This is a genomic window from Acinetobacter sp. ABJ-A23_2 (genome assembly GCF_044538765.1).
Taxonomy (GTDB): Bacteria; Pseudomonadota; Gammaproteobacteria; order Pseudomonadales; family Moraxellaceae; genus Acinetobacter; species Acinetobacter nosocomialis_A.
The window spans coordinates 1-12,567 of the sequence record NZ_JBIUCP010000069.1 but is presented as its reverse complement, the minus strand read 5'-3'; the positions used below and the strand labels follow the sequence as shown (position 1 = coordinate 12,567).

At 34.5% G+C, this 12,567-nt stretch carries 12 protein-coding genes; 4 read left to right on the top strand and 8 right to left on the bottom strand.

Annotation, left to right across the window (positions count from 1 at the left end):
- The first annotated feature begins 380 nt into the window (after window positions 1–380).
- Window positions 381–962, top strand: coding sequence for a TetR/AcrR family transcriptional regulator (locus ACH63V_RS17090; protein ID WP_396464176.1), 582 nt, complete (start codon window positions 381–383; stop codon window positions 960–962).
- A gap of 86 nt (window positions 963–1,048) precedes the next feature.
- Window positions 1,049–1,477: a hypothetical protein gene (locus tag ACH63V_RS17085; protein ID WP_396464175.1), complete on the top strand. Its 429-nt coding sequence runs from the start codon at window positions 1,049–1,051 to the stop codon at window positions 1,475–1,477.
- A 38-nt stretch (window positions 1,478–1,515) separates the two neighbouring features.
- On the opposite strand, the gene ACH63V_RS17080 is transcribed toward ACH63V_RS17085, so the two are convergent.
- Together ACH63V_RS17080 and ACH63V_RS17075 are read right to left on the bottom strand one after the other, a co-directional pair.
- Entirely contained in the window at window positions 1,516–2,073 is a 558-nt protein-coding gene (locus ACH63V_RS17080) for a TetR/AcrR family transcriptional regulator (protein ID WP_396464174.1), read from the bottom strand.
- Window positions 2,074–2,682: 609 nt separating this feature from the next.
- Window positions 2,683–3,711, bottom strand: coding sequence for a hypothetical protein (locus ACH63V_RS17075; protein WP_396464172.1), 1,029 nt, complete (start codon window positions 3,709–3,711; stop codon window positions 2,683–2,685).
- A 128-nt stretch (window positions 3,712–3,839) separates the two neighbouring features.
- Between ACH63V_RS17075 and ACH63V_RS17070 the strand changes: the two genes are divergently transcribed.
- Both ACH63V_RS17070 and ACH63V_RS17065 read left to right on the top strand, forming a co-directional pair.
- Entirely contained in the window at window positions 3,840–5,684 is a 1,845-nt protein-coding gene (locus ACH63V_RS17070) for a 3'-5' exonuclease (protein WP_343568286.1), read from the top strand.
- A 383-nt stretch (window positions 5,685–6,067) separates the two neighbouring features.
- Complete coding sequence (locus ACH63V_RS17065) at window positions 6,068–6,301, top strand: hypothetical protein (protein ID WP_343568443.1); 234 nt, start codon at window positions 6,068–6,070, stop codon at window positions 6,299–6,301.
- 77 nt (window positions 6,302–6,378) lie between these two features.
- Here the strand turns inward: ACH63V_RS17065 and csuE are convergent, their stop codons facing one another.
- The 6 genes from csuE to csuAB form a co-directional block, all read right to left on the bottom strand.
- Window positions 6,379–7,398: a Csu fimbrial tip adhesin CsuE gene (gene csuE / locus ACH63V_RS17060; protein ID WP_396464170.1), complete on the bottom strand. Its 1,020-nt coding sequence runs from the start codon at window positions 7,396–7,398 to the stop codon at window positions 6,379–6,381.
- A complete protein-coding gene (gene csuD, locus ACH63V_RS17055; RefSeq protein ID WP_396464169.1) occupies window positions 7,395–9,893 on the bottom strand; it encodes a Csu fimbrial usher CsuD in 2,499 nt (832 codons plus the stop codon). The genes csuE and csuD overlap by 4 nt, the downstream gene beginning before the upstream one ends.
- On the bottom strand, window positions 9,890–10,723 hold the full coding sequence (gene csuC, locus ACH63V_RS17050; protein ID WP_396464168.1) for a Csu fimbrial biogenesis chaperone CsuC: 834 nt from the start codon (window positions 10,721–10,723) through the stop codon (window positions 9,890–9,892). Before csuC ends, csuD begins: the two co-directional genes overlap by 4 nt.
- Window positions 10,717–11,235 (bottom strand): spore coat U domain-containing protein, encoded by a 519-nt coding sequence (locus tag ACH63V_RS17045; RefSeq protein WP_396464167.1) that lies wholly within the window; start codon window positions 11,233–11,235, stop codon window positions 10,717–10,719. Before ACH63V_RS17045 ends, csuC begins: the two co-directional genes overlap by 7 nt.
- A 4-nt stretch (window positions 11,236–11,239) precedes the next feature.
- Window positions 11,240–11,788, bottom strand: coding sequence for a spore coat protein U domain-containing protein (locus ACH63V_RS17040; RefSeq protein WP_396464178.1), 549 nt, complete (start codon window positions 11,786–11,788; stop codon window positions 11,240–11,242).
- A gap of 73 nt (window positions 11,789–11,861) precedes the next feature.
- Entirely contained in the window at window positions 11,862–12,398 is a 537-nt protein-coding gene (gene csuAB, locus ACH63V_RS17035; RefSeq protein WP_002049140.1) for a Csu fimbrial major subunit CsuAB, read from the bottom strand.
- Between the last annotated feature and the right edge of the window lie 169 nt (window positions 12,399–12,567).

Here is a 12,567-nt window from a genome sequence, read left to right as displayed (position 1 = left end):
CTATTTAATACTTAGTTTCAATGTCTTGAGTAAAATATAGACATGAGTTGGTAAACAGATCAGCTTTGTTGTCATAGCCTGATGAAGAAAAATTACCCATCTATACATTGTAAAAAGCTAACTATTCAGGGATGCATATAAAAAATGGTTGTACAACAAATGAGGTTGGGAATGAAGAAAAAACACTCTAAATTTTGGTCAATCTTATTAAATTAAACATTACATTTTTATAAATTAGATCATAATTCAACATATGCCATTAAATACATACAGTTCTGTCTGCTTTTTTGTTTAAATTTCATCCATTGCGACTAGTCTAACCGCCCTTCTATAAATTAAAATAACAAACCTAACACTTCCACAAATTGCAATAAACCCTTATGAATGCACAAGTAAAATTAAAAAAACCATCAAAACGAGAAATCATTCTAAGCACTGCAACTCAGCTCTTTATTCAGGAAAGTTATATTGCTGTCGGTATAGACCGTATTATTGCTGAATCGGATATTGCCAAAGCGACTTTTTATAAACATTTTCCATCTAAAGAAGAACTGGTGGTGGCTTGCTTAAAGCAGTTAAAACTCGATATTCAGATTGCTGTAGAAGAGCATATCTCGAAACAATCAGTTCCTTTAGAAAAATTAGAACAACTGTATATGTGGTATATCAATTGGGTAAATCAAAATGGTGCCAGAGGGTGTCCATTTCATAAAGCACGTATGGATGTAGGAAGCTTATACCCATCTATTCAAGTTGTGCTAGATGAGTATCGAAATTGGTTATTTGACACCACTACTTCTATTGTTAAGGAATTAGAAATAAAGGACCCTATAACGCTAACTCACCTATTTCTCTCTCTTCTAGATGGCTTAATTAACGGTTCGGTTTGCGAAGACAATCCGATTGAACCAGAGAAAACATGGAACTATATCAATACATTAATTGAGCTAGAGACCATCTAAATCAGACACTATATTCTCTAATCTATTGAATTTATGTCATAGTTTAATCTTAGAGATATAAAATTTAAGCTATTTAGCTCTTTGATATGAAAATCAACTTTGATGTTAAATTCGTTTCTGGTTTAGTTGGATCCTTAAATGTTCAAGTGATACCTTTGGATCTAAATAGAAATAAAGATTGTATAGACTCTATAGTTATTGATGAAATTGCTTTTTCACTCGTTGAAAATGTATTTAACCGAGATAAAGAAAAGTTTTTCCATTGGGGAGTTACTTTTATTAGCTCTGAAAAAATTGGAGAAATTATAAAAGATTTATATATGCTTCATTCATTTATAAATCAGTTAGATAAACACGATACGACATTAAAACTCATTTTCGAAGAAGAAACAAAATGGTTTGCAAACCACTTCAATTTTTTCAAACCACAAGCACTTAACATGATCATAGAAATTACAAAATTTCTTGAGAAAGCCGAAAACGAATATGACGGCATTACCGTATTAGGCGTTTAGCAACCCAAGCTCAATAACTCGGGTTGCTCTGAGTTTTTTTAGGCAACTCTCACCAAAAAGTAATCTAACAATTTAGTTTGCTCTTCAATTCTGTCTGAAGTTAAAAGGCCTAAAATTGCCCCATCTATCATAAATACCAAAATCTCTGCTTCTGCATAAGAAACCATTTTTTTAGTTTCGACCATAAGGCAGAACACTTCATTTTTTAGCCAACGCCTATAGCGTACAGCACTTTGGTAAGCGTAAGGATAAAGCGATTTAGTTTCAAAAATCGCTTTAAACAGTAGGTAATAAGCGCTATTTAAGTCGGCATGTAAAAGATAAATTTGTCTAAGTTTATCAGTCATAGTGGAATATTGTGTTGTTTCTAGTACCTCTCTTACTTTTTCCATGAGCGTGTCTTTTTGAAGTAAAAGGCATATTTCAATGAGTCCTGCTTTTGAGCGAAAGTAGTTGTACAGCGTGGCTTTCGGAACGTTGGACTCTTTGGCAATCAGGTCTACACCTGCGGTATGAAAGCCATAGATTGTAAATAGACGTATAGCCGTTCGAATAATGTGTAATTTCTTGGAAGACGTTTCTAAATAATGTGGCATAGTTTTACCGATTAAAATAATTTTTTGTTGTATATAAAAGAGATAGAAATGCCGTCACTCTTAAATTGAGTGCTAAATACAGGCATGCAAAAGCCGCACGGTAATGGTGTGCTCGCCTATCTCGGGTTTATTGTTGCTATGATTTTTAGTCGTAACGATTCTTAAAGTGTAGAAAACCTAGAGTCGATTAAACCGTTTTATAGACTTTTTAAGCGGTATGGGCAGAGAGAATTTGGCGAAGGCCAATAAATAAGAAATAGTACGCATGTGCGGACTCCTTTTGATTTAAAAGAGTCTTACCAATTACTGTCAAATAATGGTGGCAAGACTAGAAGGGTTGACAGACTGGTACAAAAGGAAACCAGCGCACGCAAGCGTGCCCCTCCTAGCCTCACCATAAAGGCGTGACTTAGGAGTACGCACAAAACGATAAAAACGTTGTTGTGCGCCTTTTGTACCAGCTCTGTCAAAAGCTGACTGGCAATGTGGCCAGCAGGCAAAGGATAGTGCTCAACCCTATTACAGTCAAGCATACAAAATGACATTTGTTTTAAAATAGAGCATTAAAAAGTAAGGATAAATAATTAAAATTTATTGTTAAATTGGGGTTTATAAACTAGAAATAGCATCATCAATAAATAAAGATGGAAAACCGTGCCCAATCATATCATTCCACTCATATTGACCTATCGTAAGTTCTAATATTCTTGAAAAAAGCTTATCTATTAAATGATTTTTCTTTTTAGTAATTTTTAGTTGATCGTCTTTTAGTGTCAAAAAGAAACAGTCACTATTACTACAATATAAACCTTGTTCAATAAATTCTTCTAATTCTAAAAATGAAACTACTGATAAAAAAAGTTTAATTTCTGCATTTTGCCAATCTACATCCCTACGAGAAAAAACAGATAAATGCGTGTGATCTTTATTACTCATCTTGGCAATATTTATAGATTTTATAACGTACTCATTGTTTACAACAGAAAGTCTATGATCAACATCAAAATAATTTAATAAATAACGTCTAACACATGATTCAAATTGAGTTTGGCTAAAACCTAACTCTTTAAAGGGACGCGAATTTTCAAAAAAATATTGTAAAGCGACGAGTGGTAAATCAAAATTTTTTTCTTCAGTAGAAGTCTGCTGATATTCCCATAAAAATAATCTCCCTTCAAAAATGGGACACAAAAATTCTATCAATGAATTATAAGAGTGATCTGAATCAAAATTCTCTGCTGATATTTTTTTAGTTTTACTAAACAACTTCCCTTTTATATCTTGTGATTTAAGCAAATCCATATGACCATAATACTTTACTACTAATAGAAAATGTTTCCAAAATTCTGGATGATGCTCTAAAAGAACATGCGCTACTTGTAAAAGTTTTGAAAACTTATAGCCTATTGGTTTGCCATATTTTGCACTTAAAATTGCTTTTATTAAGACAATATACCCATCTCCAAATGAACCCGTTTTGATTTCATAAAGCTCAAATTTCTCTTCGAATGAACTATGCCATTGCCAAAACCAACCATAATCGGTATCGCCATTTTCCCACCCATATTCAAATAAATCTCTTAGTTTATTAAAATTATCTGGAATTTCAGAATAATTAATAGGTAAAAGCTGTTCCATTATCTTTATTAACTCCAGATTAAAGAGATTTATTAAAACATTATATATAAATTTGATATGTTTCACATTATTTCTTACAATTGCCAACTTCTTAAAATAATCCTTTATAAAAAGTTTGAGATAAATCTATGGCTGAAATGATCCCTGAAAGTATTTTAAAGATTCATAAAGCAACATCTGGCGAGAAGAAAATATTTAAAATTTTACGAGAAGCTCTTCATCCCGATGATGAACATTATGTTTGGTATGACACTCCTGTTCTAGGACGGTATAGTGATTTTGTAATTTTCAGCCAAGACTTTGGGATAATAGTTTTAGAAGTAAAAGATTGGTCTAAAAATAGGTTTAAAAGTTTTAACCCACGTAAATTTCGCGGTAACTTCTATAATGAAAATGAAGAAGTAGAAGTTACAAATCCTTTGCAACAAGCAAGAAATTACGTCAACAAAATTAGGGACCTTGTAGGCAAAAATACCTCTTTGATCCAAGTTGATGGTGAATATGCAGGAAATATCCGTTTTCCTATCGGCAAATGTATTGCATTTACAAATATGAGTCGTAAAGAAGCAACTGATTTAGGATTAATTAATGATTCAATAATACCAAATGAGCAAGCTTTGTTTTCTGATGACCTTAATTTTGATTTAGACAATCGAGATGAATGTAAGAATTTTATAAAAAAAATTAAAGCGTCATTAAAATTCGATCGTATTAACTTTCCTTTTGAACCTCTGAATTTTAAAGAGTTACAACATCTAAGATATACTTTATTTCCTGAAATTCGTATTGGTGATCAAACTGAATTTTTAAATATAAATACAGTTAAAGCTTTAAGTGTTGAGCAAGAAAAAGTAGCAAAAAATATTGGTGAAGGACATCGAATTCTAAAAGGTGTAGCAGGAAGTGGGAAAAGTGTTGTTCTCTCATGTCGTGCTAAGTATTTACAGCAGACAAATCCTGAATGGAAAATTCTTGTTATATGTTTTAACCTTAATTTGTTAAATCAACTTAAACTGAATATCTTAAATGAAAATTCACCATCAAATATCACTATTACTCATTTTCATGGACTAGTTAAGAAAATTACTCAAGCAAATTTAAAAAAATATCCAGATGAAGATCAAAGTCAATATAATGAGCGAATAGGTCGTTTATTAATCGACTATATAAATGAGAATTCTACTGAAAAATATCAAGCGATTTTAATTGATGAAGGTCAGGATCTTTCAGATGATTGGGTACGAGGAATAACCAATCTAATTGATCCTGAAACAAATAGTATCTTATTTTGCTATGACCCAGCACAAAATGTCTTTGGCCGAAAGCGTCCTAATTGGAAATCTGTTGGACTAACTGTACAAGGTAAAAAGCCAACCGAACTTAAAGAATGCTATCGCAATACAAAGGAGATCCTTAGATTAGCTAGTTTATTTTCTGATGGCTCAAATGAGATACTAACTGATGAAGATGATTTATCATCACGCCTAACACCTAATATAGAATATTGTCATTCTGGCTCAGAACCTGTTCTTAAACAGTTAAAAAATATTGAAGAATTAACTTTATATTTAATTAAAGCAATTCAAAAAGCAATTTCATCAGATAAATACACCTTTAAAGATATGGGTATCATTATTACACCAGGTAATCGTGAGTTGCTTGAACTAATCAGAAAAAATTTATTAGAGACTTTTGGTCCAGATGCTGTCACTTTTTTACTTAAACGGGAAGAAAAACTGAACTTTAATCCCTTATTAAATAGTATTAAAGTTATGTATATTGAAGGATGTAAGGGTTTAGAATTTCCTATAGCTTTTTTTATTGGTCTAGACAATATGCCTAGAGAAGATAGAGATCCTGAAGCCGAAAAATGTCTTGCATATGTGGGGATAACTAGAGCACAGCAACATTTAATTATCCCCTTTTTGAATGATCAAGGTTATATATCGCATATCAATAATTATTTTAATTAATTATTAAGAGCATGGGGTGGTGATCAGAACACTTTTGATCACCTCACTTGAGTACACAAAAATGACTCATTTTGTTAAAACAAAAAAGCCAATTCTTTCGAATTAGCTTAATTACAACAGACCAGCTTTACTTGAAAATTGCTTCTTGGTTTTATTGTTCGCAACAATCTTCATCTTTTCTTGTTATAGGCCTAACTTAACTTTTCATTATGACATTTCGGTTAAAAAAACAGCTTATACTTATATAAAAACAAACTTGATACACAAAATAGTAGTTTTAGCGAAATAGGTCACAATTTAAGCAACTTGTATATTTTAAATACATATTCCACTAAACATTTAAGTCTATTATGCTTGAGTTATCTAAGTGTTAAGTATGTATGATGGAACAGCAAACTTTATTACAAGAACTGAACTCTCTCATTGAATACTATTCAAAAAGAACCGATTGCCCACCTACTCGAATACGCATCGGCTATAAAGCGTATGCAAAGCTCATGCAGTGCCCGCCTTTTGCGGATGAAGTAATAAACTCGGCGTTAGATCCAAATAAACGAAAATATAAAAAGATAAAGATTAAAATTACCAAAGATGATGACCAATTAGAGCTTGAGTAAGTTTATAAAAATTAAGCATTTCTTTTAAAGTCAAAAAGCCCATGAACTGAGCTTTTATCTTCTATATAAATCAGCTTTTAAAATTCGACTTGTACCGTAACCGTATCTTGATACGTTCCCGCTGGTACTGTGTCTGCATTTTCATCGACAATTTTTGTGGTAAACACATAGCTCTGCTGCGTTACTCCGTTATGGACACCAGGGTTAAGAGTTGCATTTAAACTCGACCAACGCTCGTTACCGGTTCCCCATCGGTCATTCGATGAGTTTTTGAAAATATCGTATTTTAAATATGTATTTCCCGTTTGCGACTTCATAGCACGCTGGTTGCCGTTTTGCGGGGAAAGCCCATTATTTAAACTCACATAATATGGTGTATTTACAGAGCAACGTATTCCCATAGACGACTGCACAGGCTCAAGCTTAGAAGCAAAAGCGGCCGTACCAAAGTTTACGTCTTGCGTTAAAATTCGGCAGTCCGGAAGTACGGTAATAGAGAGTGAACCAAGCGAGTCTGCTCCACTTCCCCAGTTAAAACCAATACCTAATACCCCACGTTTAAACCCAGGGCTTTCAAAGAAGGCCCCAATTCCAATAATTGCAACTGCGGGTACAGAATAGAACCATTTTACTTTTAATGGTGAGTCAGCTTGATACACACCCGGTGATACACTTTGCCCAGCCGGAAGGCGTATATAGAAAGGCAAATTACCATCTGGCCCACTAAAAAGATTGACCAGTGTAAAGCTACTCATGTCTTTTTCTTGGCCTAAGCTAATGATTTCATTGTTACTATCTAAAATAATAGCATTGAGTTTTTCTCCAGTTTGAGCATTGGTAAATGAATTCGACATTTGCTCAACCCGATATTTTAAATAGGTCATGTTCGCCAAAGCTAAGCTAAAACCCGTACATGACAAACCCGAATTAAACTGTGAAGAGTTTTCACCGTTTTCCGTTAAATAAATAGACGGAACCGAAATAGAAGATGAACCCGAAGCACTCACACTACATGCAGCATGAGCCAAATTTCCAGCCAGCATCAGTCCAGAAAATATGCCTAAATGGCGAAGTAATTTTTTTGTTTTTATATTCATGGTAAAGATACCTCATGACACATAACAGGCTTAACCACCACAATCTGTTGCTTGGCTTGTTCTACATCTACAGAAAAATCTGCTTTACAAATGCTTTGATCCGAACGTTGAACAGTCACGGTATTATTCGGTTTTAAGTTTTCTAAATAGACAATGCCATCCATTCCCACATAAGACGACTCTTGGTCAGCTCTATGCACCACAGAACCAACAGGCATAGGTTTGCCGTCTGCTTGAGTTAAATAAACGTTGGCAGCAATAGACTGATGAACTGGGAACTTAATCACAACACCCGAGCCGCGTTTAGCAGCAATACGTTGTTCAACTTGCGTGATGGTGAAGTTTGAAGGTAAGTCGATTGGGTCGACGCTGTATTTACCCGAATAATAAGGCGTCACCGACGGCACAAAAATATGGCCTTTTTTATTACTGCGGCCAATTAAACTGTTTTCGTATCGAACCAAAACATCTGGTACTTGGTTGGTATCAATCAAGGCAAAAGAATCGCCTAAACGATTTGAAGCAAATACCTCACCCGCCATATAAATTAGGGAACCTGATAGACCAAACCAGTAGTTATAGTCATGGTTTCCAGACATACCAAAGTCGGTATTGATATAACCGTTGCGGTAATTGATGCGTGCCTGATTTAAATCTTCACTATTTTCATTATAGCGTCGGGTTAAATCGACTCCGAAACCACCCTCAGACGGTACAGAACGGTTGAAATTAACATAGCCCGTATCGCCCTCTTTATTAAATGCATAACCCGAGTTCACAGTCGCGTTTCGCTGGAACAGTGGTATCGAAAGCTGAAATGCAGCACTCCACTCTTTTTCGATAAAGTCACGATTAGCACTGAGTGAAACTGTCACGCCATTCATATAGGTCGGTAAAACAGGTGCCCATGACAAGTTTAAAAAGCGATTTTTAAAGTCATTTGCTTTGGTATCAATATATCCGACACCAAAAGTCCCTGAGTTTTTGGTGGCAAAGTACGTATTGGCCGTTAAGCTTTTATTACTATTGACCGAAATTAAATTGCTATATTGCAGCCGTGAAAGATCGGTATATTCATCATCACGCTGGTTATGGTTAATGCTAAAACCAAAGCGATTACGGTTATAGCTGTACCCGACCGTATATTGCTTACCCTCTAAGTCTTTGGTGCGATCTTCAGACATAGATTTGTCGGCCTTACTTTGGCTAAAAGAAGCACTCAGCACACCTAAGTTTGCAAGTTTGAGTACAGACCCAGCACCAAATAACTGTAAGTCTGAGGAAAGCTCAGTACGTCCTTCTACGGTAAACCAGTCATTTACCCCATAACGGGCGTCGGCTGCACTTGCAAACTTTCCATAAGAGAAATTTTTAAGTCCGTAGTCTTCACGGATTTTCCCTAAAGACAATGAATAGTCAAATAGGCCGGGCTTTAACAAAGTATTGGAAATATAAAACGGTACGGCAGTCGTGACCTGACGTCCGACTGCATCGGTCGTGACAACAACGGCTTCACCTTTACCATTAATAAAGGGAACATTATTTAATATAAATGGACCAGACTGTACTTCTGTTGAGCTGGTTTTTTGCCCATTAATAATTAAATCGACTGTACTTGGTAAAGCAGCTTGCCCAATAAACTGTGGTAAGGGATAGGTAATTAAATCTGGTCGGGTTGAATAGTTTCTCTGTACCTGAAAACCACCTAGACGAACAGAACTTCCCCAAGTCGTTTTACTACCAGTAATAATGTCACCCAGTACAAAAGACGTAGCATTCTTTTGGTTATCAAATTGCCAAGACGTGTCATAACGACGATAGCCGTCATTGTCTAGAGACTCGGCATTACCTTCATTGTTATATTGGTTTTTGACATAGACACCAGAGTTTTTAATCACCCCTAACGGAGAGAAAAAGCGCTGTTCTGTAAATAAACTGCTAGTTGAGCCACCCTGATGCGGCCTATAAGTATAAAAATCATAGTTATTGAGCAGTCCTATACCCGACTGAGCAACGACAGGCTTATACCATGAGTCCTTACCTAAAACTTGAGTCGGCATCCAAGCAGGTGGAAAGTTAAGCTTAAAATATTGGTTTGATGATTGATATTCATAGCTTACATCTTTCAACTTATCTAAAGATATCCAGTCACTCGCATCACCACTAAACCCCAAAGTTAAGATATCTTGATTGGTTAAAGCAGTGTCGTTGTTTGTCAGTAGCTCCTGAGGAATTTGAATTTCTAACTCATCAATCAGCTTGTTTTTTTGTATGAAGTACTCATCATTTTTAACAATAACAGGTACAACCTGCTGCACTGAATATTGATTTACAACCAAGTCTAGGTACAGCTTAAACAGTTGATTAATTTCGTTAATATCTTTTGGTGGTGGAGGCAAATCGCCAGCAAAAGCAATATTTGGAATATTTAAGCATCCACCCGACAACAAAATTAGCAAAATACTTTTGCATAAATTATTATGCCGAAGGATCATGTTGGATCCTCCATTTTGCTAATTTCGATTAACTCTTGTTTTATGCCAGAACTATCAACACCATAAATTTTAGAAGTTTTTAACAACTCATTTGCAGTCGATTTATCAATAGCAAACTTCACGGTACTATTCGATAAAACATAGCCAAAAGCAGCTTTCCCTAAAGAAATATCATGGCCAGTTTTTGAAGTTTTAAGTGCCGAAAGGCGAGCAAATTTCTGTCCATTATTTTTTAAATATAGCTCAGACTGGCCTTGGTCATTGTTGCGGACTGACCACTGTAAAACCGGTTTGGCTAAAGGATTTTTTGCATTCGCTTTTTGGCTTTCTTCAGTTAAACCACTACCAATACCTTTTCCATAGGCAAATAACGGAATGGAGTAACGCATTTGGAAACTCACTTTAGAAGCGTCTTGGTCGTTTCCATCAGAAAGGCGAATCGGTAACTCATCTACAATCAAACGATATGACTGTTCTTTGCCGTCTGGCAAATTGGCACTTTTGGTTAAACGAAGCATATGCTTCTCACCTGCTTTAATTTTAGCTACAGGTGGACTAGGTATAATTTCTGATTGCTCGCTATAGTTATCCTTTAAGCCTTCTTGGTTCCATTTAAACACCCGAATTTGTACCATTGCATCGGTCTTGCCAGTATTTTGGAGCCAAACCGCAGTTGCTTTTTCATTGGCTTCAATTTTTGGATAAATAGGCCAAATTAAAAAAGTTGCTTGTGCCATCACAGGTGTAACAAGTGATAATGTACTTGCAAATAAAAAAGATTTTAAAATGCCATTTTTAATAAATGCAGAATTGTTCATACAAATCACCATGTAATCATTATTGAAACAGTATCTTTATAAATTCCGGCCGTATGTGGTTCATTATTATTTTCTAAATCAACGACACCATATATTTCAAAATTTGCCAGACGGTTTGTAGGTGTTGTGGCAGGCAATAAATATTTATTACCAACAATATATTCAGTAGATAAACTGCTAGAGTTATATAATTTATAAGGTAAATAATTCGAAGATGAACCATTTTTCATACGTCTTACATTATTCTGTAGATTTTCACCACCATCTATAGAAATACTAACAGGCAAACTTTCTGTACAACGGATATTCCAAGATTCTTTGCTATTTATAATATTGGAAACGACTTTATCTCTTGATAAAGCTGAATACTGACCAAAATCCATTTTTTGTTCGATATTATCTATTGAACATCCATTTTCAATTTTAGCTTGAACTTTAAAGCTAGAATTTAATTGAGGATCTACCGCATATACAAATGGACTTACAGATAGCAATAATATTGCTTTAAAATAAAAATATTTCATTTTCTTAAAACTCAATTGTAATTGGTACTATATCTGTATATTCACCCTTAGATATACGTCCACCATCGTGTATGGCTTGACCAAAAATATCGATATTCTTTTTAGTATTCATATCATTAAGAATAAAAGCATCATTCGCTCTAATTACTTGTTTATTTAAACCATAGAGCAAGTTATAAGGAACAAAATCTCTACCATTACTTAATGCATGATAATAATTTTGTGAAAATGAAGTAGGAACTTTACTATCATTATTTCCAGAACCAAATATTATTTTTACAGTGGAAATACCAGCACATTGTATTTGTAAACCAGAGTTTTCATTATTTACCAAACTTGCGTCGATCACCCCATTAAAACCATTCGAAGTTTCACCAAAATCAACAGTTCCGAAATTTAAATTTGTCGCATTATTTTCAACAACTTTATTATTAATAGAACAAGAAGGTAATAATTCAATTTGATTTGTTAATTTAGCTCCAATTCCACCCGCATTTAATGAAGAAATTAAAAAATAAGAAATTATAAATATAGAACCACGATTGAATATCATCTTCCCTCCATTTAAAACAGGTTCACTCACTTTTAAGTAAACCTGCCACTCAATTAATTATTTCTTTTTATATTTAGAAATTTACAGTAACTAATAGAGTATCTTTATAATCACCTTGAGCTTTTGCTGTGCCAGTGTTTGGAGCGATTGCACCGAAAATTGGTACCGCTGTAGCTTGGCCACTCACTGTAGTGAACTGTTGTGGCTGGTTTACAACATAAAGGTTTGTACGAGCAGCATCGCGGTAAACGTTATATGCAACTACATCAGCAGAAGCAGTATTTTTTAAAGTGCGGTCTGTACGTTCACCACCATCAATTGCAACTGTAAAATCAACAGGATCCGTGCCGTCACAAGTCACAGAAATATTACCGCCTGTTGCTGCTGAAGCGACTTCAGCTGTTAATACGTTGTTCCAAGTACCTGAAGTTTTACCAAAATCTAAAGTACCAAACTTGTTCATATTCCCTTCAGTTTGACTACCACCTACAGTACAGCCTGTTGAGATATTTAATTTAACGTCAACCTGTCCAGTAACAGCCGCTTGAGTATTTACCGCATAACCAGCAACTATTAATGCTGCAAGAAGTGATTTCTGAATGTTTTTCATATTCATAACCTACATATATAATGATTAGTTTTGTAGAACAAAATGAATCAAACGTGATAAATAAAATATGTCCAATTTGTTTTATATATAAAACAAACTACCTTTTACTATTGTGTGATTCTCTTCACAATTTAATAACAATTATTTAACTTGTATACACACATTACAA